The organism is Streptomyces sp. YIM 98790 (genome assembly GCF_011421595.1).
GTDB lineage: Bacteria > Actinomycetota > Actinomycetes > Streptomycetales > Streptomycetaceae > Streptomyces.
Genome location: NZ_WTLH01000090.1, coordinates 1 through 25,102 on the forward strand (window position 1 = coordinate 1; position 25,102 = coordinate 25,102).

General features: G+C 75.5%; 17 protein-coding genes and 1 pseudogene. 14 read left to right on the forward strand and 4 right to left on the reverse strand.

Annotated features, from left to right (window positions below; translation table 11 throughout):
- From GQS09_RS16155 to GQS09_RS16180, 6 genes are all read left to right on the forward strand, one after another.
- The coding region (locus GQS09_RS16155; RefSeq protein ID WP_165986785.1) for a type I polyketide synthase at positions 1 to 7,085 on the forward strand (7,085 nt) is incomplete at its 5' end.
- Positions 7,086 to 7,163: 78 nt separating this feature from the next.
- Positions 7,164 to 9,734 (forward strand): type I polyketide synthase, encoded by a 2,571-nt coding sequence (locus tag GQS09_RS16160; protein ID WP_207957903.1) that lies wholly within the window; start codon positions 7,164 to 7,166, stop codon positions 9,732 to 9,734.
- Positions 9,731 to 10,489 carry a thioesterase II family protein gene (locus GQS09_RS16165; protein WP_165986786.1) on the forward strand — a complete coding sequence of 253 codons (759 nt, stop codon included), beginning with the start codon at positions 9,731 to 9,733 and terminating at the stop codon, positions 10,487 to 10,489. The genes GQS09_RS16160 and GQS09_RS16165 overlap by 4 nt, the downstream gene beginning before the upstream one ends.
- A gap of 122 nt (positions 10,490 to 10,611) precedes the next feature.
- The gene (pdhA, locus tag GQS09_RS16170) at positions 10,612 to 11,802 is read left to right on the forward strand and encodes a pyruvate dehydrogenase (acetyl-transferring) E1 component subunit alpha (RefSeq protein ID WP_165986787.1); all 1,191 of its coding nucleotides are present in this window, start codon (positions 10,612 to 10,614) and stop codon (positions 11,800 to 11,802) included.
- Between the two features lie 11 nt (positions 11,803 to 11,813).
- Positions 11,814 to 12,779, forward strand: a complete 966-nt coding sequence (locus GQS09_RS16175) for an alpha-ketoacid dehydrogenase subunit beta (RefSeq protein ID WP_207957904.1) — start codon at positions 11,814 to 11,816, stop codon at positions 12,777 to 12,779.
- A gap of 29 nt (positions 12,780 to 12,808) precedes the next feature.
- Positions 12,809 to 14,116: a dihydrolipoamide acetyltransferase family protein gene (locus GQS09_RS16180; protein WP_165986789.1), complete on the forward strand. Its 1,308-nt coding sequence runs from the start codon at positions 12,809 to 12,811 to the stop codon at positions 14,114 to 14,116.
- 92 nt (positions 14,117 to 14,208) lie between these two features.
- On the opposite strand, the gene GQS09_RS16185 is transcribed toward GQS09_RS16180, so the two are convergent.
- On the reverse strand, positions 14,209 to 15,255 hold the full coding sequence (locus tag GQS09_RS16185; RefSeq protein WP_165986790.1) for a ketoacyl-ACP synthase III family protein: 1,047 nt from the start codon (positions 15,253 to 15,255) through the stop codon (positions 14,209 to 14,211).
- Positions 15,256 to 15,528: 273 nt separating this feature from the next.
- Between GQS09_RS16185 and GQS09_RS16190 the strand changes: the two genes are divergently transcribed.
- From GQS09_RS16190 to GQS09_RS16205, 4 genes and pseudogenes are all read left to right on the forward strand, one after another.
- The gene (locus GQS09_RS16190; protein ID WP_165986791.1) at positions 15,529 to 15,963 is read left to right on the forward strand and encodes a phage holin family protein; all 435 of its coding nucleotides are present in this window, start codon (positions 15,529 to 15,531) and stop codon (positions 15,961 to 15,963) included.
- Positions 15,906 to 16,085, forward strand: a complete 180-nt coding sequence (locus tag GQS09_RS16195) for a DUF3618 domain-containing protein (RefSeq protein WP_165986792.1) — start codon at positions 15,906 to 15,908, stop codon at positions 16,083 to 16,085. The genes GQS09_RS16190 and GQS09_RS16195 overlap by 58 nt, the downstream gene beginning before the upstream one ends.
- A gap of 253 nt (positions 16,086 to 16,338) precedes the next feature.
- Positions 16,339 to 16,833, forward strand: coding sequence for an OsmC family protein (locus GQS09_RS16200; RefSeq protein WP_165986793.1), 495 nt, complete (start codon positions 16,339 to 16,341; stop codon positions 16,831 to 16,833).
- Between the two features lie 113 nt (positions 16,834 to 16,946).
- Positions 16,947 to 17,526, forward strand: a pseudogene (locus GQS09_RS16205) (Uma2 family endonuclease).
- A gap of 55 nt (positions 17,527 to 17,581) precedes the next feature.
- Here GQS09_RS16205 and GQS09_RS16210 read toward each other — a convergent pair.
- Entirely contained in the window at positions 17,582 to 19,201 is a 1,620-nt protein-coding gene (locus GQS09_RS16210; RefSeq protein ID WP_165986794.1) for an ABC-F family ATP-binding cassette domain-containing protein, read from the reverse strand.
- Between the two features lie 262 nt (positions 19,202 to 19,463).
- Between GQS09_RS16210 and GQS09_RS16215 the strand changes: the two genes are divergently transcribed.
- Positions 19,464 to 20,210, forward strand: a complete 747-nt coding sequence (locus GQS09_RS16215; RefSeq protein ID WP_165986795.1) for a class I SAM-dependent methyltransferase — start codon at positions 19,464 to 19,466, stop codon at positions 20,208 to 20,210.
- Positions 20,211 to 20,385: 175 nt separating this feature from the next.
- Here GQS09_RS16215 and GQS09_RS16220 read toward each other — a convergent pair whose 3' ends face one another.
- Positions 20,386 to 20,880: a YbaK/EbsC family protein gene (locus GQS09_RS16220; protein ID WP_165986796.1), complete on the reverse strand. Its 495-nt coding sequence runs from the start codon at positions 20,878 to 20,880 to the stop codon at positions 20,386 to 20,388.
- A 160-nt stretch (positions 20,881 to 21,040) separates the two neighbouring features.
- Between GQS09_RS16220 and GQS09_RS16225 the strand changes: the two genes are divergently transcribed.
- Together GQS09_RS16225 and GQS09_RS16230 are read left to right on the forward strand one after the other, a co-directional pair.
- On the forward strand, positions 21,041 to 21,736 hold the full coding sequence (locus tag GQS09_RS16225) for a histone deacetylase (protein WP_165986797.1): 696 nt from the start codon (positions 21,041 to 21,043) through the stop codon (positions 21,734 to 21,736).
- 164 nt (positions 21,737 to 21,900) lie between these two features.
- Entirely contained in the window at positions 21,901 to 23,115 is a 1,215-nt protein-coding gene (locus GQS09_RS16230) for a glycoside hydrolase family 6 protein (RefSeq protein ID WP_313896163.1), read from the forward strand.
- A gap of 433 nt (positions 23,116 to 23,548) precedes the next feature.
- Here GQS09_RS16230 and GQS09_RS16235 read toward each other — a convergent pair whose 3' ends face one another.
- Positions 23,549 to 23,968 carry a DoxX family protein gene (locus GQS09_RS16235; protein WP_165986799.1) on the reverse strand — a complete coding sequence of 140 codons (420 nt, stop codon included), beginning with the start codon at positions 23,966 to 23,968 and terminating at the stop codon, positions 23,549 to 23,551.
- Positions 23,969 to 24,135: 167 nt separating this feature from the next.
- Between GQS09_RS16235 and GQS09_RS16240 the strand changes: the two genes are divergently transcribed.
- The coding region (locus GQS09_RS16240) for a serine/threonine-protein kinase (protein WP_165986800.1) at positions 24,136 to 25,102 on the forward strand (967 nt) is incomplete at its 3' end.

Below are 25,102 nucleotides of genomic sequence, written 5' to 3' on the forward strand. Positions count from 1 at the left end.
CCGCCCTGGACGGCGGCGCCGACCCGGCCGCCGACGGCGGGCGGCTGCTGGCCGCCGCCACCACCGCCGTCCGTACCCTGCACACCGGCCCCGCCACCGGCCGCGCGCTGCTGCTCACCCGGGGAGCCCGGCAGGTCACCGGCAGCGACGAGATCCCCGCCACCGACCACGGTCTGCTGCACGGCCTGGGCACCGTCCTCGGCCTGGAGATGGGCCCCGCCTTCGCCGCCGTCACCGATCTGCCCGCGCGTCCCTCCGCCGAGGACGCCGCCGCCGCGCTCGCCCTCGCCGTGCACGGCGACGAGCGGGAGGACGCCACCGCCGTGCGCGGCGGCCGGGTGCTGGCGGCCCGGCTGCGCGAGGCGGAGCGGGGCGCCGGCTGGGAGCCGGACCTCCCGGTCCGCGGGGACGCCACCTATCTGCTCACCGGCGGGCTGGGCGGCATCGGCCGCGAGGTCGCCGCCGACCTGGTGCGCCGCGGCGCCCGCAGCCTGCTGCTGCTCGGCCGCACCCCCGAGGCGGAGCTGGGCCCGGAGGCCGCCGACGCACTGCAGGCGCTGCGCGCCGCCGGGGCCCGGGTCCGCTACGCCCGCGCCGACACCGGCTCGGCCGCCGCGCTGGCCGCCGTCTGCCGGGAGGCCGCCGACGAGCTGCCGCCGGTGCGCGGCGTCATCCACAGCGCCGGCACCCTGCCCCAGACGGCGCTCGCCGAGGCCGGTGCCGAGGACTTCGCCACCGCGCTGCGCGGCAAGTTCTCCGGCGCCTGGTGGCTGCACCTGCTCAGCCGCGACTGGGAGCTGGACTTCTTCACCCAGACCTCCTCCGTCTCCGCGCTGTGGGGCAACGAGGGCCGCGGCGGCTACGCGGCGGCCAACGCCGGTCTGGACGCCCTCACCGCCCACCGCGCGGCCGCCGGACTGCCCGCCGCCGCCGTCGCCTACGGCACCTGGGGCCTGGCCGGCATGGCCGACGAGGAGAAGCGCCGCAAGCTGTCCCGGATGGGCATCGCCGACCTGACGCCCGCCCAGGGCTGCGCCGCGCTGACCGCCGCCGCGCCCGGCGCCTCCGGCCATCTGCTGGCCTGCACCATGGACTGGCCGCGCTTCGTCTCGGTGATGTCCTCGGTCCGCCGCCGCGCGCTCTACGACAGCCTGCTGCCGCAGCGGCGCAGCGGCACCGGCGGGCAGCGGACGCCGGAGGACGGCACGGTGCCGGGGCCGCGCGAGGAACTGCTCGCACTGCCCGAGGACGCCCGCCCGGCCGCCGCCCGCGCGCTGGTCGCCCGGCTGGCCGCGCCCATCCTGGGCCACGACGACCCGGCCGCCATCCCGGAGACCGCGGGCCTGTTCGGCCTCGGCCTGGACTCCATCATGGCCGCCGACCTGGCCCGGGAGATCACCGACGCGGTCGGCCTGGTGCTGGACGCCACCGACGTCATCACCAACGCCACCGTCGCCGCGCTCGGCGACGCCGTGGCCGGCCACGTCACCACCCACGGCACCGCGGGCCCCGCCCCCGCCGCACCGGCCACCGCGCCCGCCCGGCACCGGCCCGCCCGGACGCCCGCCTCCGCTCCCGCCGCCCCGCCCGGCGGCCGGCCCGGGGAGGACGCCGACGGCCCGGACCGCGGCGGCCTGCTCACCGAACCGGTGGCCATCGTCGGCATGGCGGGCCGCTTCCCCGGCGCCGACTCCACCGAGGAGCTGTGGGAGCTGCTGCGCACCGGCACCGACGCCGTCTCCACCGTGCCCGCCGACCGCTGGGACGCCGCCGCCCTGCACGCGGGCGCAGGCGGCGACGAGCGCCGCACCGGCACCATCACCACCGACCAGGGCGGGTTCCTCTCCGACATCGCCGCCTTCGACTCCGCCTTCTTCTCCGTCCCGGGCCGCGAGGCCGACAACCTCGACCCGCAGCAGCGGCTGCTGCTGGCCGCCGCCTGGCACGCCCTGGAGGACTCCGGCACCGACCCGACCGCCCTGCGCTCCACCCGCACCGGCGTGTTCGTCGGCATCTCCAACTCCGACTACGCCCGCCACCTCCAGGAGGGCGGCCTGGACGGCCTGGACGCCTACTACGCCTCCGGCACCGCCCTCAACGCCGCCGCCGGCCGCATCGCCTACACCCTGGGCCTCAACGGACCGGCCATGGCCGTGGACACCGCCTGCTCCTCCTCCCTCACCGCCCTGCACCTGGCGGTCCGCTCGCTGCGCACCGGCGAGTCCGACACCGTCCTCGCCGGCGGCGTCAATGTGCTGTCCTCGCCGGAGACCTCCGTCGCGGTCAGCCGCGCCCACATGCTCTCCCCGGACGGCCGCTGCAAGGCGTTCTCCGCCGATGCGGACGGCTTCGTCCGCGCCGAGGGCGTGGGCGTGCTGGTCCTGAAGCGGCTGGCCGACGCCCGCCGCGACGGCGACCGGGTGCTGGCCGTCGTGCACGGCACCGCCCTCAACCAGGACGGCGCCTCCTCCGGCCTGACCGTGCCCAGCGGCACCGCCCAGCAGGCGGTGATCACCGCCGCGCTGGCCGACGCCGGGACCGCCCCCGCCGACGTCTCCTACCTGGAGGCGCACGGCACCGGCACCTCGCTCGGCGACCCGATCGAGCTGAAGGCCGCCTGGGCCGTCTACGGGCGGGACCGCAAGGCTGGCGACCCGCTGCACGTCGGCTCGGTCAAGTCCAACCTCGGGCACGCCGAGTCCGCGGCCGGCATGGCCTCGGTGATCAAGACGGTGCTGGCGCTGCGCCACGGCAAGCTGCCCGCCTCCCTGCACTGCGAGGAGCTCAACCCGCACGTGCCGTGGGACGACATGAACCTGCGGGTGGTGGAGGCGCTGACGCCCTGGCGGTGCCGCAAGGGCGCCCGCCGGCTGGCCGGCATCTCCGGCTTCGGCTTCACCGGCACCAACGCCCACATCGTCCTCGGTGAGGCACCCGCCGCCGAGGAGGCCGCCGTGCCGCGGGTCGTGACCGACCCCGAAGGGCCGTTCCTGCTGCCGCTGTCCGCGCCCGACCCGGCCGCCTTCGAGCGGGTCGCCGACGCCTGGCGCGAGCGGCTCGCCGGGGACGACGCCGGCACCCCGGCCGGGCTGGCCGCCCTGGCCCGCACGGCGGGCTCCGGCCGCGCCCACTTCCCGGTCCGCCGCGCCCTGCTCGGCACCACCCGGGACGAACTGCTGCGGTCCCTCGGTGACGACGGCGGGGAGGCCACCGGCCCGGCGCTGCCCAGGGTGGCGTTCCTGTTCACCGGCTCCGGCAGCCAGTGGTTCGGCATGGGCCGCGAACTCTACGAGACCGAGCCGGTGTTCCGGGCCGCCCTGGACGACTGCGACCGGGTGCTGTCCCCGATGCTGGGCGTCTCCCTGCCCGACCTGATGTGCTACGGCGTCGACGAGGAGCTGATCAACCGCATCGAGTACGCCCAGCCCGCCATCGCCGCGCTCCAGCTGGCGCTGGCCGAGCTGTGGGCGTCCTGGGGCGTCACCCCGGCCGCGGTCACCGGCCACAGCGTCGGGGAGATCCCGGCCGCCGTGCTGGCCGGGGTGCTGGACCGGGAATCCGGACTGGCACTGGTGGCCCACCGGGCCCGGCTGATCGCCGCCACCGGGCCGGGCGCCATGCTCTCCCTGTCCGTGCCGCCGGAGCGGGCCGCCGAGCTGACCGAGGGCCGCGCCCTGGACATCGCCGCGGTCAACGGCCCGTCCTCCACCGTGGTCTCCGGCACGGTCGAGGACATCGCCGCCGTGGAGGCGGAGGCCAAGGCCGGCCGGCTGGGCAAGATCCGCACCGCCCGGCTGGCGGTCTCGGTCGCCATGCACTCCCGGCTGGTGGAGCCGGTCGCCGGGGAACTCGGCGAGTTCACCGAAGGGCTGCGCTTCGCCGCCCCCCGCATACCGGTGATCTCCAACCTCACCGGCACCCCGGCCGGCCCGGACACCTACGACGCCGCCTACTGGCCCCGCCACCTGCGGCAGCACGTCCGCTTCCACGAGGGCGCCCGGCAGCTCGCCGCACTCGGGACGGACGTCTGCCTGGAGATCGGCCCGGACCGCACCCTGGTCAACCTGCTGGGCGCCGCCGGGCTCACCCCGCACGGCGGCGCCCACCCCTCGCTGCGCAAGCGCCGCGGCGAGCGGGCCGCCATGCTCCGGGCCGCGGCCGCGCTCTACGAGCGGGGCGCCGCGCTGCGCTGGGCGGCCGTGCAGTCCGCCACCGGCACCGGCCGGGCCCCGGCACCGCGCTACCCGTACGCGAACACCCGGCACTGGACCCAGGTCACGCCCGCCGCCCGCCCGGCGGCCGGCACCGGCGGCGGGTCGCCCTCCGTGACGGCGGTGACCGCCGACGGCGCCCGGAAACTGCACTGGGGCAGCGAACTGCGCTCGCCCGCCCTGGGCCGGGGCAGCCGGCTGTTCACCCTGGAGCGCAGCGCCACCGCCGACGCCTCCTTCCCGCCCTTCCTGACCCACCACCGCATCGACGACACCGTGCTCACCCCGGCCTCCTCCCACCTGGCGGCGATCCTGTCCGCGCTGGGCGGCGGCGGACGGCCGCTGGTGATGGAGGACTTCGTCTGCCCGCACCCGCTGGTCATCAAGGACGGCGAGCGCTACGACGTGCAGATCACGGTGGACCCCGAGCCCGCCGGGGGCCCGGGCGCCGGCTCCGGCCGCCCGGTCGGCGTGCACAGCCTGCTCGACCCGGAGCGCGGGGTGTGGACCCGGCACCTGCACGGGCGCCTCGGCGACCAGGCGCCCGGCGCGCCCGCCGTGGACCGCGAGGAGTTCATCGCCTCGGCCGAGCGCCACTTCGACGGCCGCACCTTCTACTCCTACTTCGCCGCCCTGGGCTACAACCTCGGCCCGTCCTTCCGCTGGATCGCGGAGGTGTGGGTGCGCGGCGAGGAGGCCCTGATCCGCTACGCCACCCCGGAACTCCCCGACGACCTGGGCGACTACGAGCTCTACCCCGGGCTGATCGACTCGCTCTTCCAGTCCATGGCCGCGTTCATGGTGGACGACGAGATCCACTCGGCCGCCACCTTGTCCATCCCGTTCTCCGCGGCCCGGCTGTCCTTCCCGGCCCGGGACGCTCACCCGGACGAGATGTGGGGCCATGTGGTGGTCCGCAACGCCGACCCGCTGCCCAACGGGCGGCTGCGGGTGGACCTGGCCGACCTGCACATGTTCACCTCCGACGGGAAATCCACCCTGGTCGCCGACCACTTCCGCATCCGCGCCGCCCGCCGCGCCACGCTGCGGCAGAGCCTGCGCGACGGCCAGGCCCACGCCTACCGCACCACCTGGATGGCCGAACCCCGCCTGGAGGGCCGCGGCGGCACCGGCCGCACCCTGGCCGTGCTGGGCGGCACCACCCCGGACGGCGCCCGCATCACCGAGGCGCTCACCGCCCACGGCCACACCGTGCTGCCCGGCCCGGACGACTCCGCCGACATGGTGATCGACCTGCGCCTGCCGGAGCAGGACGCACCGACGTCCTCGGCGGCGGCCATGGCCGGGTCCCTGGCCCTGGCCGACACCCTGCGGTCCCTGCCGCGCCGCACCCCGTACGCGGTGCTGGCCCGCTCCGCCGCCTCCGCCGCGCCGGTGCGCGAGGCCCTGTTCGGCCTGCTCACCGCCCTGGAGACGGAGGACGCCGAACGCCGCCTGCTGCGCGTCACCCTGGACGACGGCTGGCAGCCGGAGGCCGTGGCCGGAACCCTCGCCCACCTGGTGGACGACCTCACCGGCGACAGCGGCCACAGCCCCGAGCTGCGCATCACGCTCGGCGGCGAGGGTGTGCGGGTGGCCCGGCTGACCGCCGCCGCCCCGGTCGGCGAGGAACCCGGCTGGACCGGCAAGGCGGTGCTGCTCACCGGCGGACTGGGCGGCCTCGGCCTGAGCGCGGCCCGCATGCTGGCCCGGCAGGGCGTCGCCGCGCTGACCCTGATGGCCCGCCGCGAACCCGGCGAGCAGGCCCGCGCCGTGATCGACGGACTCCGCGCCGGCGGCTGCGTGGTGGAGGTCTTCACCGGGGACATCTCCGACCCGGCCGACTGCGCCGCCGCCGTGGCCGCGGCCGGCCGGCACGCCCCGCTGAGCGCCGTGCTGCACCTGGCCGGCGCCACCGCCGACCGGGCCTTCGACCAGCTCACCCCCGAGGACTTCGAGACCGTGTTCGCGGCCAAGGCGCGCGGCGCCGAGAACCTGGCCATGGCCGCCGGCTGCCAGTCCCTGGACGCCTTCGTCCTCTACTCCTCGGCCGCCGCCGTGCTCGGCAACCCCGGGCAGGCCAACTACGCCGCCGCCAACGGCTACCTCAGCGGCCTGGCCGCGTCGCTGCGCGCCAACGGCGTGCCGGCCACCGCCGTCGAATGGGGCCCGTACGTGCCCGGCTCGGGCGGCGGCATGGCGGACTCGGCGGCCATGCGCCGGGCCGTGGAGAAGCTGGGCATCGAACCGCTGGACGACGAGACCGCCGAGCCGCTGCTGGCGCTGGCCGCCACCGACGGCGAGTCCCGGCTGCTGGCGGTCCACCTCGACCCGGTGCGCTACGCCGAGGCGGTCGGCGAGCACCCGCGCGCCGCCTACACCGCCGAACTCGCCCGGCTGGCCGGGCGGGAGACCGGCACCGAACGCGGCGAGCAGGCAGCCGCCGCCGGCCGGGAACGCGGCTGGCTGCGGGACATGCTGGCCGGCCTGGGGCCGGACGACCGGGACACCGCGCTGCGCGCCACGCTGGCCACCGTGGTCGGCGAGATCCTCGGCGAGCCGGACGCGGTGGCCGATCCCCACCGCGGCTTCGAGGAGGCCGGCCTGGACTCGATCATGGTGCTGGACCTGGGCGATCTGCTCTCCCACGGGCTGGACACCGAGCTGCCGTCCACCGTGGCCATCGACTATCCGACGGTGCGGGAACTGTCGGCCTACATCACCGACCTGTCCTCCTTCACGTCCGGCCCGTCCGAGCCCGCCCCGGCCCCGGCTCCGGCCGCGCCCGAGCCCGTTCCGGCACTCTCCCTGGCGGACCTCACCGACGAGGAACTGCTGCGAGCCGTCCAGAACGACCTGACCGCCGACCTGTGACCGCCGGCCTGGGACCGCCGGGCCCGGCCGCCGGCCCGACCGCAGACCTGTGAGCGACCTGTCCATGTGAGGTGGTGGGTGACCGCCGCCCGCAGCGAGCGACGCGCCACCCACCACACCACCCACCACCAGGGGGCCACCATGGAGACCACCGACCTGCGCCGCGTCATCGAACAGCAACTGGCCCTGTCCCACAAGCTCAGGGCCCGCATCCGGGAGCTGGAGGACTCCCGCTCCGCCCCGCTGGCCATCGTCGGCATGGGCCTGCGGCTCCCCGGCGGCCTCACCACCCCCGAGGACTACTGGGACTTCCTCCTCGGCGACGGCGACGCGGTCGGCGCCATCCCCGGGGACCGGCCCGGGCTGCGCGCGGTCCACGCCCCCGGCGGCCCCCGGCCCGGCCGCAGCTACGTGGACCGGGCCGGCTTCCTCGACGCCGTGGACCGCTTCGACCCGGCCTTCTTCGGCATCTCGCAGCGCGAGGCCGAGGTGCTGGACCCGCAGCAGCGGCTCCTGCTGGAAACCTCCTGGGAGGCCATGGAGCGGGCCGGCATCCCGGTGCGGCGCCACGACCGGCTCCCCGCCGGGGTGTTCGTCGGGCTGATGACCTCCGACTACGGCGACCGGCTCGCCCACCGCGAGGACACCCGGGCGGCCATCGACCCCTACTACGGCACCGGCGGCGGCCACGCCATGGCCGCCGGCCGGGTGGCCTACGTCATGGGCCTGTCCGGCCCGGCCGTCACCATGGACACCGCCTGCTCCTCCTCCCTGGTCGCGCTGCACGGCGCGGCACGCTCGCTGCGCTCCGGCGAATGCCGCTACGCCCTCGTCGGCGGCGCCAACGTGTTCTTCTCGCCCGACCTGATGGTCTCGCTGTGCCAGAGCCGGGCGCTGGCCCCCGACGGCCGCTCCAAGGCGTTCCTGGACAGCGCCGACGGCTACGGCCGCGGCGAGGGCGTCGGCACGGTGGTGCTGATGCGGCTGGCCGACGCCGAGGCCGAGGGCCGGCCGGTGCTGGCCGTGCTGCGCGGCACCGCCGTCAACCACGACGGAGCCTCCTCCGGCCTGACCGTGCCCAACGGCCCGGCCCAGGCGGAGGTGGTGCGGGCGGCCCTGGCCGACGCCGGAGTCGCCCCCGAGGAGGTCGGCTACGTCGAGGCGCACGGCACCGGCACCTCGCTCGGCGACCCGATCGAGGCCGGTGCCCTGGACGGGGTGCTCGGCTCGGGCGCACCCGCCCGGCCCGCCCCGCTGGCGCTGGGCACGGTCAAGGCCCGCATCGGCCACCTGGAGAGCGCGGCCGGTATCGCCGGGCTGATCAAGGTGGTGCTGATGCTGCGGGCCGGCCGCATCCCGGCCAGTTCGCCGGAGCGGGACGGGCCCCTCAACCACCTCATCCCCTGGCAGCGGATGAAGCTGCACGTGCCGCGCCGGACCGAGGACTGGCCCGACGGCTACGGCGGGCGCCGGGTCGCCGGTATCAGCGCCCTCGGCATGAGCGGCACCAACGCGCACGCCGTGCTGGAGTCCTACCGGCCCGCCCCGGCGGACGCCGTGGCCGGCCCGCTGCCCGCCGCGCCGGCCGCCGGAACCGCGCCCCGCCCCGAACTGATCACTCTCTCCGCCCGCCACCCCGAGAGCCTGGCGGCCCTGGTGGACCGGACCGTCACCCACCTGCGGCAGACCCCCGGGGACCGGCTGGCCCCGGTGTGCGCCACGCTGCGCGAGGGCCGGGCCGCGTTCGAGCACCGCATCGCGGTCACCGGCGGCAGCGCCGGGGAACTGGCCGACGCGCTGGCCCGGTCCCAGGAGGCCAGGCGCCGCGGCGGGACCATGCCCCCGGCGGCGGTCCGGCTGCGCCTGGGACCGGACCGGGTGCTGATCGAGAAGGGGCTGAACGACGTGCTGACCTCGTTCCCGTCGCTGCGCTCGGACGGCGACGCCACGGACGAGGCCGGGACGGTGTTCCGGCGGCTGCTGTGCGGCTTCGGCCTGCGCGCCGAGGAGGGCCGGGCGCTGCCCGCCTCCGCCGCCAATGTGGCGGAGGTGTCCTGGGACGGCGGTGCGGCGCCGCTGCTCAACCGCGTCCCGGAGGCCGCGCCGGGGCTGCTGCTGGAGGCGCTGGCCGAGCTGTTCCGGGCGGGCGCCGACCTCCGCCTGCACGGCCTGCGCGGCCCCGGCACCCGCCTCGACGGCGACCTGCCCACCTACCCCTTCCGGCACCGCTCCTGCTGGATCGACGAACCCGCACCGGGCGGTGCCGACGGCCCCGCCCACGGCCCCGCGGACGCCGGGACGGCCACCGCCGACGCCACCGCCGACGCTGCTGCCGCCACCGCCGACGCTGCTGCCGGCACCGCCGCCGCCGGTGCCGGCGGGGAGGACGCGCTCGCCGCGGTGACCGCGTTCCTCGGGGAGGAACTGGCCCGGATCATGCGGACGGAGGAGCAGGCCGACCCGGCGCTGTCCTTCCTCGACGCGGGCGGCGACTCCTTCACGGCCATGCAGCTCACCGTCGCCATCGAGGAGCGCTACCAGGTGGAGGTCCCCGTCGACGAGGTGGACATCGAGCTCCCGCTGAGCGACCTCTTCGAGCGGCTCGGCCGCTGCATCCTCGACAACTCCGCCCAGGAGGACGGCTCGTGAATCCCTTCCTGCGCCCCGTGCCCGCGGAGCGGCCCGCCATGCGGCTGTTCGCCTTCCACCACGCCGGCGGCTCGTCCACCGTCTACCACCCCATGCGGCGGGTCCTGCCTCCCGGCTGGGAGCTGATGGCCTACGACCTGCCCGGCCGCGGCCGGTACGCCTCCGAGCCCCCGCTGGAGGACATGGGCGTCGTGCTGCCCCGGGTGCTTGCCGACATCGAGCCCTGGCTGGACGCGCCGCTCGCCTTCTTCGGCCACAGCTACGGCGCCATCGTCGCCTCCGAACTGGCCCGTGTCCTTCAGAGCCGGGGCCGCCCGCCGCTGTGGGTGGGCGTCTCCGGCCGGGTGCCGCCCGGCTACCGCAGCCAGCGGCGGCTGTCCGAACTCGACGACGAGGGCCTGCTCAACGCCATCTCCGCGATGGGCGGTCTGCCCGGCCAGCTCACCTCGGTCCCCGAGTTCCTGGCCCGCTTCCTCCGGCTGACCCGCTCCGACATGCGGGCCGTGGAGTCCTACCGCCCGGGGCTGGACCGGCCCGCGCTGTCCTGCCCGCTGACCGTGTTCTGCGGCACCGACGACGGCTGGGCACCGCCCGCCGCCATGGCCGGCTGGTCCGCCCAGACCGGCCGCCGCGCCCGGCGCCGGGTCTACCCCGGTGGTCACTTCTACTTCACCGGGCAGGCCCTGCCGCGCTTCACCCGGGAGCTGGTGGCGGAGATCCGGGCGGCGACCGCCGGGGAACTGGTCGACCGCTGAGCCCCGGACCGGCCGGCCCTCGGTCCGCACCACCCGCCCGCCCGCCGCCAGACGGCCCCACCGCTCCCACCGGCTCCCACCGGCCCATGACGGCCACCGAAGGCCACGAGAGGAAACCGCCCATGCCGGCGACGACGACCGCCAGACAACGCACCGCGCCGCCGCGGCCCACTGCCCGGCGCCGCCCGGCCCCGGCCGCCGACGACCCGCCGCCGCCCCTGACAGCGGTGACCGCCGGCCGGGAGCCCCTGCAGCTCCTCACACCGGACGGCGAACCCGTCCCGCACCCGCACCTCACCCCGGAGCGGGACCCGGCCGTGCTGCGCCGCATGTACCGGGACATGGTCCTCACCCGCGCCTTCGACGCCGAGGCCACCGCCCTCCAGCGCCAGGGCGAGCTGGGCCTGTGGACACCGCTGGCCGGCCAGGAGGCCGCCCAGATCGGCTCCGCGCACGCCCTGCGCCCGGACGACTTCGTCTTCCCCAGCTACCGCGAACACGGCGTGGCCTGGTGCCGGGGCGTCGACCCGGTGGCCCTGGTCAGCATCTTCCGCGGCGTCACACACGGCGGCTGGGACCCGGCCGCGCACAACTTCCACCTCTACACCCTGGTCGTCGGCGCCCACCCGCTGCACGCCACCGGCTACGCCATGGGCGTGGCCAAGGACGGCGCGGACAGCGCGGTGATCGCCTACTTCGGCGACGGCGCCTCCAGCCAGGGCGATGTGGCCGAGGCGTTCACCTTCGCCGCGGTGGCCCAGGCCCCCGTGGTGTTCTTCTGCCAGAACAACCAGTGGGCCATCTCGGTGCCCACCGAGCGCCAGAGCCGCGTCCCGCTCCACCAGCGGGCGCAGGGCTACGGCTTCCCCGGCGTCCGGGTGGACGGCAACGACGTGCTCGCCGTGCACGCCGTGACCCGCGCCGCCCTGGAACGGGCCCGCACCGGCCAGGGGCCGGTGCTGATCGAGGCGTTCACCTACCGGATGGGCGCGCACACCACCTCCGACGACCCCTCCCGCTACCGGATGCCGGCGGAACTCGCCGCATGGCAGGCCAAGGACCCGATCCAGCGGCTGCGCCGCCACCTGGAGCGGGAGAACCTCGCCGATGCCGCGTTCTTCACCGGCACCGAGGAGGACGGCCGGGAACTCGCCCGCCGGCTGCGCACCGCCGTACGGGCCATGCCCGACCCCGCGCCCGCCGCCATGTTCGACCACATCCACGCCGCCGGCCACCAGCAGGTGGACGCCGAGCGCGCGTGGTTCGCCGCCTACCAGGACGGCTTCGCCGTGGAGGAGGCCGAGGACCGGTGACCACCAAGGAGATGTCCCTCGCCGGGGCCCTCAACGCGGCGCTGCGCCGCAGCCTGGAGGACGACCCCAAGGTCCTGGTCATGGGGGAGGACGTCGGCACCCTCGGCGGCGTCTTCCGCATCACCGACGGTCTGCAGAAGGACTTCGGGGAGGCCCGGGTCTTCGACACCCCGCTCGCCGAGTCGGGCATCGTGGGCACCGCCATCGGGCTCGCCATGCGCGGCTACCGGCCGGTGGTGGAGATCCAGTTCGACGGCTTCGTGTTCCCCGCCTTCGACCAGATCGTCACCCAGCTGGCCAAGATGCACTTCCGCTCGCACGGCACGGTCACCCTGCCGGTGGTGATCCGGATTCCGTACGGCGGCGGCATCGGCGCGGTGGAGCACCACAGCGAATCGCCGGAGGCGTACTTCGCGCACACCGGCGGCCTGAAGGTGATCTCCCCGGCGACCCCGGCCGACGCCTACGGCATGCTGCGGCAGGCCGTCGCCGGCCCCGACCCGGTGATCTTCTTCGAGCCCAAGCGCCGCTACTGGGACAAGGGTCCGGTGGAGACGGACGCCCCGCCGTCCTCCCCGCACCGGGCGCGGGTCGTCCGTCCGGGCACCGATCTCACCCTGGCCGCCTACGGCCCGATGGTCGCGGTCTGCCTGGCCGCCGCCCGGGCGGCCGAGGAGGAGGGCCGGTCCCTGGAAGTGGTCGACCTGCGTTCCCTCTCCCCGCTGGACACCGGCACGGTCGCGGACTCGGTCGTGCGCACCGGCCGGCTCGTCGTCGTCCACGAGGCACCGTCCTTCTTCGGCCCCGGCGCCGAACTGGCCGCCGCCGTCACCGAGTCGTGCTTCTACTCGCTCCAGGCGCCGGTGCTGCGGGTGGGCGGCTTCCACGCCCCCTACCCGCCGGCCCGGGTGGAGCACGCCTATCTGCCGGGCCTGGACCGCGTCCTGGACGCGGTCGACCGGGCCCTGGCCCACTGACCGTCCGCCCGTTGTGAGGGAGAGATCCGGTGAGCACCGCGACAGCCCAGCGCCCGAAGGAGTTCCGGCTGCCCGACCTGGGCGAGGGACTGACCGAGGCGGAGATCCTCGCCTGGCACGTCCGTCCGGGTGATCCGGTGAGCGACGGACAGACCGTGGTGGAGGTGGAGACCGCCAAGGCTTCGGTCGAACTCCCCATCCCGTTCGACGGCACCGTCGAGTCCCTCCTCCAGCCGGAGGGCGCCACGGTCCCCGTCGGCACCCCCCTCATCCGCATCACCGCCCCGGCCGCCGCCGGGACCACGGAGCCGGAGCCGTCGTCGGTGGAGGGCTCCGGCGACGGCTCCACCTGTGCGGTGCCCGCCCGCCGGCCCGTCCTGGTCGGCTACGGCGTGGCGGCCGAGGCCCCGCGCCGCCGCCCGCGCCGCACCCCGCCCCCGGCTGCTGCCCCGGCCGCCCCGCCCGGCGCTTCCGCTCCGGACGTCCTGGCCAAGCCCCCCGTGCGGAAGCTGGCCCGGCAGCTCGGGGTGGACCTGGCCGCCGTCCGGCCCACGGGCCCGCACGGCACCGTCACCCGTGACGACGTGCACGCCGCCGCGGCCCCGGCGCCCGCGCCCGAGCCCTCGCCCGCGCCCGCCGCGGGGGACCGGCGGGAACCGGCGCGCGGGGTGCGGCGGGCCACCGCCCGGGCCATGGTGCGCAGCGCCGCCGTGCCGCAGGCCACCCTGTTCCGCACCGTGGACGTCACCGCCACCGTCGAGCTGGTCGCCCGGCTCCGCGGTGTCCCGGCGCTCGACGGGCTGCGCGTCAACCCGCTCCTGCTCACCGTCAGGGCGCTGCTCGCCGCCGTCTCCCGGCACCCGGACATCAACGCCGCCTGGGACGAGGAGAACCAGGAGATCGTGCACCGCTCCGCGGTCAACCTGGGCATCGCCGCGGCCACCCCGCGCGGGCTGGTGGTGCCCAACATCAAGAACGCCGGAGCGCTGTCCCTGGCCGGGCTGGCCCGGGAGCTGGGCGAGCTGGTGTCCGCCGCCCGGGAGGGCCGCACCACCCCGGAGGCCCTGCGCGGCGGCACCCTCACGCTCACCAACATCGGCGTGCTGGGCGCCGACACCGGTTCGCCGCTGCTCAACCCCGGCGAGTCCGCGATCCTGGCGCTGGGCGCCATCCGGCAGCAGCCCTGGGTGCACGAGGGCCGGGTCGTCCCCCGGCACGTCACCACCCTGGCCCTCTCCTTCGACCACCGCCTGGTCGACGGCGAACTCGGCGCCCTGGTCCTGGGCGACACCGCGGACGTCCTGGAGTCCCCCCACCACCTCATCGCCTGGGCCTGACCGCAGCGGCCACGGGGCCGCCGCCCGGAGGGGTGCTCCGGGCGGCGGCCCCGTGGCCGCTGCGCCCGCCGTGGCCGCCGAGGCCGCTGCGATCAGGCCCAGACGGGGGTGGAGAGGATCTCCAGGACGGCGGCGGTCCACATGAACCCGGTGCCGGCGCCCACCACGACGATCCTGTCGCCGGGGGAGACCTGCCCGGTCTCCACCAGGTGGTTCAGGCCCAGGAACTGGTCGCTGCTGCCGACGTGCCCGTAGTCCAGGCCCCACTCGTAGGTGGTGCGGGTCGGGTCCAGACCGAGCCGCCTGGCGAAGCCCCACTCGGCGATGGGCCGGATCATGGTGGCGTGGACGAACCAGCGGGCGTCCTCCAGATCGGTCCCGGCCTCGGACAGCACCTGCTTCAGCGCCTCGTCGAAATTGCCGGCGACGGCCGCCAGCACGTCGTCGTAGGCGACCTTCTCGCGCCGCAGCCACTCGCCGGGACGGTCCCCGAGCATGACCGGCGCGCCGCCGGGGAACGGGGCCGGGTCCCAGGGGCCCATGCCCCGGTAGAGCGGTTCCAGGCCGGCGTCGGAACGGCTGACCGTGGCCAGCACCCGGGCGAAGCCGCCGCGGGCGGAGAGCACCGCGGCGCAGCCGCCGTCGCCGAAGACCGTCTGGTCGTCGCTGGTCCAGCGGTCCACGTACGGCAGGTGCCAGGCGTCGCCGCAGGTCACCAGGGCGGCGCCGGCGCCGGGCCGGGAGGTGGTCCAGGAGGCGGCCAGTTCCAGGCCGCTGAGCACGCCGTTGCAGCCCTGCCGCAGTTCCACGGCGGCCGAGGGGTGGGCGCCGCCGAGTACCTCGCGCTGCACGTAGTGGGCGGGCGTCCACAGGTCCCGGCCCTGGTGGCTGGTGCAGGCGTGCAGCACCAGGTCGATGTCCCCGGGGGCGTGCCCGGAGCGGGCCAGGGCCTGGCGCCCCGCCTCGGCGGCCATCACCGGGCCGGTCTCCTCCGGGCCCGCCACGCGGACCGCGCGCACGCCGTTGGCGGCGGCGGCGTCCGGGTCGTACCGGCCCTGGGCCACCGCCTCCGCTGCGGTGAGTTCCTCCTCGGGCAGGTAGGCCCCCAGCCCGGCGATGTAGACGTTCTCCCAGCGCATGACCCCTCCTCGGCGATGTCCGGCAGCGGCGTCCCGGCGGCCCGGCGTACGGCGGTACGGCGTGCCGCGGCGCCCCGGCCAGGCTGCCGGGCGCGCCTCGCAGCCTCCTTGAGCGCGGGCCGCCCCCTCCCGCCGGGGCCGGCCCGCGGCCGAACGGCCCGCCCGGGCTGCGAGGCAGGCGGGTTCGTGCTCCACTCGACAGGAAGCAAGGGAGGAGAAGCCGTGGGCATCTTTTCGACCGCCGCACCGGTCCGGACCCGGAAGACCGAACGCATGGCGACGCCGAGGCCTTCGGAAGGTGAGCCGCCGCTGGGCGACCTGGTCTCCGAAGTGATCACCGACGTGCAGACCCTGCTGCGCCAGGAGGTGGAGCTCGCCAAGGCGGAGATCCGCGAGGAGACCAGCCGCGCCGGCAAGGCCGCCGGCATGTACGGCGGGGCGGGTTTCGCCGGTTACATGGTCGCCGTGCTGCTCTCCTTCACCGCGGTCTTCGCGCTGGACAACGTTCTGGGCCTGGCCTGGTCCGCACTGATCGTCACCGGCGTGTGGGCACTGATCGGGGCCGTGCTGTTCCTGGTGGGACGCTCCACCATGCGGTCCTTCTCGCCCAAGCCGCAGCAGACCCTGGAGAGTTTGAAGGAGGACGCGCAATGGGCCCGTCATCCCGTCGGATCAAGGCCGACATCGACGCGACGCTCGACAAGCTGAACGACGACGTCAACCGTCTCGCCGACCGGCTGAACCCCCGTAACCTGACCCACCGCCGCCGCAGGGCCACCCGTGCCATGCGTCTGCGCCGCCACCGTTCCCCGGAAGAGGGCGCGCACTGACACCGTTCGCCCGGCCGGGGGCCGGACGTGACGACGGGCCATGCCGCCGCCGCTGCCGGGGTCCTCGTCCCTGCCTCCCGCCGCCCGCGCCCCCGCTCCTCGGTCTGTGACCGACCCCACCGCGGAACGGCATTCCCCCGCACCGCCTCCTGCGGGACGATACGGCGGTCGGGAACGCTGAGCGAGCGCTCAGGCGCTCAGGCGCTCAGGCGCTGGGGCGCTGGGGCGCGAGGCGCGAGGGGAGTGTGGCGGCATGGCAGCGGCACGCGTGCACACGTACACGACCGAGACGGTCTGGACCGGCAACGCGGGCGAGGGCACCCGCACCTACCGGTCCTTCGACCGGCTGGGGGACACCACCGCGCCCGGGCGGCCGGTCCTGGAGGCCAGCGCCGACCCCGCGGTGTCGACCCGTGCCGACACCTCCCGGTGGAACCCCGAACTGCTCCTGGTGGCCTCCCTCTCCCAGTGCCACATGCTCTGGTACCTGCACTTCTGCTCGGTGAACGGCGTCGAGGTCACGGCCTACCGGGACCCGGCCGAGGGCTCCATGGAGGAGGAGGGGGCCAGGGGCGGCCGGTTCACCCGCGTCGTGCTCCGCCCGCAGGTGGAGATCGCGGACCCCGCCATGACCGAGCGCGCCCTGGCCCTGCACAAGGACGCCCGCCAGGCCTGCTACATCGCCAACTCGGTCACCTTCCCCGTCGACCACGAGCCCGTCGTCACCGTCCGCCCGCCCACCCCCTGACCCGGCGGCGGGCCGCTCCCTCACCCCATCGGGTGCTCCTCCCCTCCTCGGCTTGCCGCGTCACCGCCGGGGAGCTCATGCTGGTCGATACCCGCAGAATCCGGAGGGGACCGATGAGCGCCGTGCCTGTGCCGCCCCGCTCGGCGGGTTCGTATGGCGTCGTGGACGATCCCGAGAAGGCGCTGAAGTACGCCGTTCAGCACATTCGGGGCGACCGGGCCGAACTCATCGAAGGGGTCATCGAGCAGGTGCCGCCGAGCTGGGACCACGAGACCGCCGCCGGACACGATCCGTGACCAGCTCGTTCCCGCGCTGCGGCGTCTCGGCTGCGTGGCCGGCGCGGGCAATCTGGACCTTCCCGGGTCCAGCAACTGGTACGTGCCGGACCTCGCGGTCGTCCCCCGGGATCCCGCCAAGGGGGCCGGTGCCCTGCTGCCCCATCAGACGCTGCTGATCGTCGAGATCACCTCCGAGTCCAACGGCGACACCGCCCGGATCGTCAAGCGCCGCCGCTACGCGGAATACCGTGCGCCGCTCTACCTGCTGGCCGACCGGCAGGAGAAGTGCTGCACGCTGTTCGGCGAGCCGGGCGAGATCGGCTACACCCGCATCGAGGGGCCGCACCCCTTCGGCACGCCGGTACGGCTTCCGGCCCCCTTCGACCTGAGCCTCGACACCGGCCGGCTGGCCTGACGCGCCGCTCCCGCGGCGCGGGGCGCCCGGCTCGGCCGTCGGCGTGCCGCGTTCCTCACCGTGCCCGCTCGACGCGGCGCTCGTCCCAGACGGGCGCGTCGGTCTCGCGGACCCGGCCGTCGGAGCCGAAGACCAGGAAGCGGTCGAAGGAGCGGGCGAACCAGCGGTCGTGGGTCACCGCCAGCACCGTCCCCTCGTACGCCTCCAGGCCCTCCTGGAGCGCCTCGGCGCTCTCCAGGTCGAGGTTGTCGGTGGGCTCGTCCAGCAGCAGGGCCGTGGCCCCGGCGAGCTCCAGCAGCAGGATCTGGAAGCGGGCCTGCTGGCCGCCGGAGAGCTGGTCGAAGGGCTGGTCGCCCTGGCGGGACAGCTCGTAGCGGCGCAGCACGCTCATCGCCCCGCCCCGGTCCCGGGCGTGCTCCGTCCACAGGATGTCGACCAGGGTGCGGCCGGCCAGCTCCGGATGGGCGTGGGTCTGCGCGAAGTGCCCCGGCACCACCCGCGCCCCGAGCCGGAAGGCCCCGCTGTGTGCCACCTCCTCCCCGGCCAGCAGCCGCAGGAAGTGCGACTTGCCCGAGCCGTTGGAGCCCAGCACCGCCACCCGCTCGCCGTAGAAGACCTCCAGGTCGAAGGGCTTCATCAGCCCGGTCAGCTCCAGGTTTTCGCAGGTGAGCGCCCGCACGCCGGTACGGCCGCCGCGCAGCCGCATGCGGATCTCCTGCTTGCGCGGGGGCTCGGGCGGCGGTCCGGCCTCCTCGAACTTCCGCAGCCGGGTCTGCGCGGCCCGGTAGCGGGAGGCCATGTCGTCGCTGCGGGAGGCGAACTGCCGCAGATCCAGCACCAGCTTCTTCAGCTGCGCGTGCTTCTCGTCCCAGCGGCGGCGCAGCTCCTCGAAGCGCGCGAAGCGCTCCTCGCGGGCCTGGTGGTAGGTGGCGAAGCCGCCGCCGTGCACCCACACCTCGGAGCCGCCCGCACCCGGCTCGACGCTGACGATCTTCTGCGCGGCGCGCGCCAGCAGCTCCCGGTCGTGCGAGACGAACAGCACGGTCTTGCGCGTGGCGGCCAGCTGCTCCTCCAGCCACCGCTTGCCGGGGACGTCGAGGTAGTTGTCCGGCTCGTCGAGCAGCAGCACCTCGTCCGGGCCGCGCAGCAGGGCCTCCAGCACCAGCCGCTTCTGCTCCCCGCCGGAGAGGCTCCGCACCTGCCGCCACTGCGCCTTCTCGTAGGGGACGCCGAGCGCGGCCATGGTGCAGATGTCCCACAGCGTCTCGGCCTCGTAGCCCCGCACCTCGGCCCAGTCGCTGAGCGCCTGGGCGTAGGCCATCTGCGCGGCCTCGTCGTCCCGTTCCATGATCGCCAGCTCGGCGGCGTCCACGGCCTGCGCGGCCCGGCGGATCTGCGGCGGCGCCACCGACACCAGCAGGTCGCGCACGGTCCGCTCGTCCCGCACCGAGCCGACGAACTGCGGCATCACACCGAGGCCGCCGCTGACCGTGACGGTGCCGCCGTGGGGCTGGAGCTCCCCGGCGAGCAGCCGCAGCAGCGTGGTCTTGCCCGCGCCGTTCGCCCCCGCCAGCGCGACCGCAGCGCCCTCTCCGACCCGGAACGAGGCGTCGTTGAGCAGCAGTCGCCCGTCCGGCAGGTAGTAGTCCACGTGCGCGGCCTCAAGGTGTCCCATGGACCGTGATTGTCCCGGCCCCGTCCCGCCCTCCACAAAGCCTTTTCCGGGCCCGGCCGGGCCCGGCCGGGCGTGCCCCTGGGCCAATTCGGTGGACAGCGCGGCCGGGACGCCCATAGCCTCACCCGGTCCCGGGAGACCCGCGTCCGAAGAGGTGCTTTCCCTGACGGTCCAGGCCGTCGCGGCCGCCGCGCCGGCCGCCTCCCGCAGTCGTCATGTCGCCTCTTTTCCGCACGTCCCGGAACCGGAGGAGTCCCGAGCAGTGGAACTGCCGCGCAGCTTCACCATCCGCGAAAGCAGTCACCGGATCTCCAACCCCTTCACCAGCGAGAAGCTGGCAACCCTGGGCCGGGCGATCGGCCCGCGGCCCGGCACCCGCGTGCTCGATCTCGCCTGCGGCAAGGGCGAGATGCTGTGCACCTGGGCCCGCGACCACGGCATCACCGGCACCGGGGTGGACATCAGCAGCACCTTCCTCGACGCCGCCCGGGCCCGTGCGGCGGAACTGGGCGTCGCCGGCCGGGTCGCGTTCCGGCACGGCGACGCCTCGGGCCACGTGGCCCCGGAGCCGGTGGGCATCGCCGCATGCATCGGCGCCACCTGGATCGGCGACGGCGTGCCGGGCACCGTGGAGCTCCTCCGGCGCAGCCTGGCCCCCGGCGGGATGATGCTGATCGGCGAGCCCTACTGGCGGCGCGATCCCCCGGACCAGGCCGCCGTGGAGGGCTGCCTGGCCGGCCGCAAGGACGACTTCCTCGGCCTGCCGGAGCTGCTGGAGCACTTCGCCCGCCTGGGCTGCGACGTGGTCGAGATGGTGCTGGCGGACCAGGACAGCTGGGACCGCTATGTGGCCGCCCAGTGGCTCAACATCCGCCGCTGGCTGGATGCCGCACCGGAGGACGAACTCGCCGCCCGGATGCGCTCCGAACTCACCGCCGCCCCCGTCCAGTACGCCCGTTACCAGCGCGAATACCTCGGCTGGGGCGTCTTCGTGCTGATGGACCGCTGACCGGCGCGGCGGCCGGGGCGGCCCCCTCCCCGGCTCAGCCGGGAAGCCCCGGCCGTGAGGCCGGGCTCCGGCGGCCCTGCGCCCGGCCCGGCAGGGACAGCCGCCGCGGGAGCGGGCGGCACCGGATGGCACCGGATGGCACCGGATGGCCTGGCGGCTCCGGGCGGGCCGGGCGTCAGGCGTGCACGGGGTGCGGCTCGCCGCCGGTGAGGCGGACCAGCTCCTCGTAGGTGGTGGGGAAGACGGTGCTGGGGTGCCCGCCGGCCGCCCAGATCTCCGGGTAGTCGGCCAGGGCGGTGTCCACCACGGTGCGCAGCGGAGCGGGGTGGCCGACCGGGGCGACGCCGCCGATGGGCTGGCCGGTGGCGGCCCGCACCTGGTCCGGGTCGGCCCGCTCGATCACCGACAGCCCCAGGCGGGCGGCGAGCGCGGCGGTGTCCACCCGGTGCCGGCCGCTGGTCATCACCAGCAGCGGCCGGCCGTCGCCCAGGAAGACGAGGCTGTTGGCGATCGCGCCGGTCTCGCAGCCCAGCGCCTCGGCCGCCGCGGCGGCGGTGCGCACCGCCGCCGGGAGGGTGCGGATGCGGCCGGGCACCCCGGCCTCGGCCAGGGCGCGGGCCACCGCCCGGGCGCGGGCGGGCAGTGCGGTTCCGGTGCCGGTCTCGCTCATCGTGGTCTCTCCTCGGGCGGGCGTGGTCCGGGCCGGCGGACGGGGCCGGAGCTGGCAATGTACGGGGTACGCAGACCGTGCGGTAGCGGTTTCCGCCCCGCCGGCACGCGGCCCGGGCACCGGCGGGGGAGGCCCCCGGGGACGAAGGGACAGGTGAGCGATGACCACCACCACGGACGGGACCGGCCCGCTCGTCTGGTACGCGGCGTACGGCTCGAACATGGACCTGGCCCGGCTGGGCCACTACCTGCGCGGCGGGGACGGCCCCGGCCGGTCCTGCCCCGGCTGCCGCGATCCCCGCCCGCCCCGGTGCTCCCGCCCGCTGCTGCTGCCCGGCGGGCTCTACTTCGCCACCCGCTCCCCGGTCTGGGGCGGCGGACGGGCCTTCTACGACCCGGACCACACCGGGCGGCCCACCGCTGCACGCGCCCACCTGATCACCCTCGCGCAGTTCTCCGACATCGCCGCCCAGGAGATGTACCGGGAGCCCGGCACTGATCTGGACCTGCGCCGGGTGCTGGCGCACGGCCGCGCCCGGCTCGGCCCCGGCCGCTACGAGACCCTGGTGGCGGCCGGCGAGGCGGACGGCCACCCGGTGCTGACCTTCACCGCCCCCTGGCCGGCCGCCGAGGCCGAACCCGTGCCGCCCGCCGCCGCGTATCTGCGCCATCTGGGCCACGGCGTGGCGGAGGCGCACGGCTGGGACGCCGAGCGCACCGGCCGCTATCTGGCCGCCTGCCCCGGGGCGGCCGGCCACTGGACGCCCTCGGCGGTCGCCGCCCTGCTGACCGGGCGCCACGGGCCGCACACCGATCGCGACCAACCAGCCCATACAAACGAATTCGATCAAAAATGATCTGAATGCGTCAGGTCGTGTTCGGAGTCTTGACTCGGTCGCCGCTGTCGGTGGAAAGTGCCTGGCCAGGGCTGGGAGCGCTCCCAATACCGACCGCCCCAATCTGGGAGCGCTCCCACCGGGACGGCCCTCCGCATGCCCCCGCTCAGCCATCAGGAGCCGATGTGCACAGACGTAAAAACCGCAGATCCTCAGCGCTGCTGGCGGCCGCCGCCGCCACGGCCGGCCTGCTGCTGGCGGCCACCACGGCGTCCGTCGCCGTGGCCGGAGGCGGCCACGGCCACCACGGCGGTGTGAAGAAGCCCGTCGAGAACCGCTTCTACGTGCCGCCCGCCAACCCGGGAGCCCTGGACCAGATCGCCGAACTGGAGGCGGCGGGCCAGCAGGAGGACGCCGACGGCCTCCGTGCCCTGATCAGCACCCCCCAGGCCGTGTGGCTCACCGGCCAGGAGGGCAGCAACGTCAAGCACGATGCCCGCCGGGTGGTCAAGGACGCGGCGCGCCAGCGCGCCATGCCGGTGCTGGCGCTCTACAACGTCCCGGGCCGCGACTGCGCCCAGTACTCCGCCGGCGGCGCCTCCGACACCGCCGAGTACCAGAAGTGGGTCAAGGACGTGGCCAAGGGCATCGGCAAGCACCATGCCGTGATCGTCCTGGAGCCCGACTCCCTGGCCCTGATGCCCGGCGACTGCGGCCAGGACGACGAGGAGGGCACCCTCACCGCGGCCCGCTTCGCGGAGGTCCGCTACGCGGTGGCCAAGCTCGGCTCCCTGCCGAACACCACCGTCTACCTCGACGCCGGCCACAGCAACTGGCACAGCGTCAACTCCATCGTGCCGCGCCTGCTGGAGGCCGACGTCGCGGACGCCCGCGGCTTCTACCTGAACCCCTCCAACTACCAGTCGGACGACGACCTGGCCCACTACGGCACGCTGATCTCCGGCTGCCTGGCCTACGCCGCCGAGGGCGGCGACCCGGCCTCCTGCCCCAACCAGTGGTGGCCGCGGGAGGACGCCCTGGGCTGGCTGGCCGGCAACGTGACCGCCGACCAGTCCGACTGGCCCGGATTCGTCACCGACACCAGCCGCAACGGCCAGGGCCCGTGGACCCCGCCCGCGGACACCTACCCGGACCCGCAGGACTGGTGCAACCCGCCGGACCGCGGAGCCGGCAAGCGCCCCACCACCGAGACCGGCCACCCGCTGATCGACGCCCACCTGTGGATCAAGATCCCGGGTGAGTCGGACGGCCAGTGCCTGCGCGGCACCGAGGGACCGGAAGACCCGGCCCGCGGCATGGTGGACCCGCCCGCCGGCGCCTGGTTCCCGGAGCAGGCACTCGAACTCGTCCGGTTGGCCAACCCGCCGCTGCTCGGCTGATCCGTTCAGCCGGGCCGCGGACGGCGAGGCATGCGCAAGCGGGGGCGGACGACCGGGCGGCCGTCGTCACGAGGGCGACGGCCGCCTCCGGCCCCGGCCGCCGGCCGGTTCGCTCCGGCGCCCACCGACGGCCACCGGCGCCCGCCGCAAGCCGGCGGGTCCCCGTAAGCCTCCGCACGTCGTGACATGGCACCACCCCACCGCGGCGGCGCGGCGCGATACCGCCCCGCCGCCGCCCCGGGAACGTGCACCGCGCGTCCGGGAGACGACGCCGGCCGCGTCCGGTGCACCCACTGCGTGGGGCGCGAGCCCCACGTGGCGCCCCCTGGTCCCCGCCCGGGTCCCGCCGGACCCGGGCGGGGACGAGCGCGTTCCGGCCCCGCCGGCCGGCCGCCGGCAGGGCCTCGCAGGGCCTCGCAGGGCCTCCAGGGCCTCAGCGGACGTCGAACAGCGGCCCGGTGAGGGTCATTCCGAGGTCGTCGCCCGCGTACGAGAAGAAGGCCACGAGCATCAGCGCCGCGCCGCCGAGTCCCAGATCCTTGAGGAAGTGCAGCATGTCGTTCTGCCGCGTCATGGGATCGGTCTCCGCCCAGAAGCGGTGCATCACCACCGCGGTGGAGAGGACGAAGGCGGCCAGCAGCAGCGCCCCGAGATCCGCCCAGATGCCCAGCAGCACCATCAGCGCACCGGCCAGCTGCACAGCGCCGGTCACCCGGGTGATCTGAGCGGGCATCGGTACGCCTTTGGACGCCGCGTAGTCCGCCATCGCCGAGGTCCTGGCGAAATGGTTGACGCCCGAACCGAGAAAGATCAGCACGAACAGGATGCGCCCGATCAGCACCAGGACGTCCATGAGGGCCTCCAGCCTCCAGGGGCTTGTCCGACTTTCACGCTAGCCCGGCGGCCCCGGCCGCGCATGCGCGCCGACGGACGGCCCGCCCCGCCCTCCCGCGTTGACGCGGGAGGGCGAGGTCAGAAGGATGGGCAGCGGCTTGGCGGGACAACCAGCAGAATGTGTGTGTGGACGGGGTGCGGATGGACGGGCTGGTGCTGGACGGCCGGTACAGAATCGGGCAGCAGCTCGGCGAGGGCGGCATGGGCGCCGTGTACGAGGCCCAGGACCTGCGGCTGGAACGCGTGGTGGCGGTGAAGGTCCTGCACGGGGTCTCGCTGCGCCGCGATCCCCGGGCGCGTCAGCGCTTCGAGCGGGAGGCAAAACTCCTCGCCGGCCTGACCAGCCCCTTCATCGTCACCGTGCACGATGCCGGCGAGGCTCCCGCCACCTCGGACGGCGGCCAGCGGATGCTGTACCTGGTGATGGAGCGGCTGCACGGCCGCTCGCTGGACGAGGTGCTCTCCGCGGGCGACCTGCCCTCGCTGCGGCTGCTGGCGCAGTGGGGCGAACAGATCTGCCGGGCACTGGGCGCGGCCCATGACGGCGGGGTCATCCACCGGGACCTGAAACCGGCCAACGTCATGGTCGGCACGGACGGACTGGTGCGGGTGCTGGACTTCGGCATCGCCTCCGTGGTGGCCGACTCCCCGGACAACCACCGCCTCACCTCCACCGGCCTGGTGGTGGGCACCCCGGCCTATATGGCGCCGGAACAGATCGAGGGCGCGCGGTTCGAGAAGCGGACCGACCTCTACGCCCTGGGCTGCATCCTCTACGCGCTGGTGACGGGGCGTCCGCCATTCGAGTCGGACAGCCTGTACACCCTGATGCGGCAGCAGATGACCCGGATCCCGGACGCGCCGAGCATCGTGCGCCCGGGTGTGCCCAACGAGTGGGACGCGCTGATCATGCGGCTGCTGGCCAAGCAGCCGGAGGAGCGGCCGGAGAGCGCGGCCGAGGTGCTGGAGCTGCTGGCGCTCCTGCCGTGCCCGGATGTCGCGGCGACGCCGCCCCGGGGCACGGCGGACGACGACGCGGGCGCGGACGGGACACCGGCGGCGGGCGGCGGCGTGCCGGGCGGCGCGGCCCGCG

What these genes read in the sequence shown, in the direction of transcription:
- pdhA (WP_165986787.1), top strand. Translation starts at nt 10,612, where the DNA reads ATGCCGGCGACGACGACCGCCAGACAACGCACCGCGCCGCCGCGGCCC.
- GQS09_RS16175 (WP_207957904.1), top strand. Translation starts at nt 11,814, where the DNA reads ATGTCCCTCGCCGGGGCCCTCAACGCGGCGCTGCGCCGCAGCCTGGAG.
- GQS09_RS16185 (WP_165986790.1), bottom strand. Translation starts at nt 15,255, where the DNA reads ATGCGCTGGGAGAACGTCTACATCGCCGGGCTGGGGGCCTACCTGCCC.
- GQS09_RS16190 (WP_165986791.1), top strand. Translation starts at nt 15,529, where the DNA reads ATGGCGACGCCGAGGCCTTCGGAAGGTGAGCCGCCGCTGGGCGACCTG.
- GQS09_RS16195 (WP_165986792.1), top strand. Translation starts at nt 15,906, where the DNA reads ATGGGCCCGTCATCCCGTCGGATCAAGGCCGACATCGACGCGACGCTC.
- GQS09_RS16200 (WP_165986793.1), top strand. Translation starts at nt 16,339, where the DNA reads ATGGCAGCGGCACGCGTGCACACGTACACGACCGAGACGGTCTGGACC.
- GQS09_RS16210 (WP_165986794.1), bottom strand. Translation starts at nt 19,201, where the DNA reads ATGGGACACCTTGAGGCCGCGCACGTGGACTACTACCTGCCGGACGGG.
- GQS09_RS16220 (WP_165986796.1), bottom strand. Translation starts at nt 20,880, where the DNA reads ATGAGCGAGACCGGCACCGGAACCGCACTGCCCGCCCGCGCCCGGGCG.
- GQS09_RS16225 (WP_165986797.1), top strand. Translation starts at nt 21,041, where the DNA reads ATGACCACCACCACGGACGGGACCGGCCCGCTCGTCTGGTACGCGGCG.
- GQS09_RS16235 (WP_165986799.1), bottom strand. Translation starts at nt 23,968, where the DNA reads ATGGACGTCCTGGTGCTGATCGGGCGCATCCTGTTCGTGCTGATCTTT.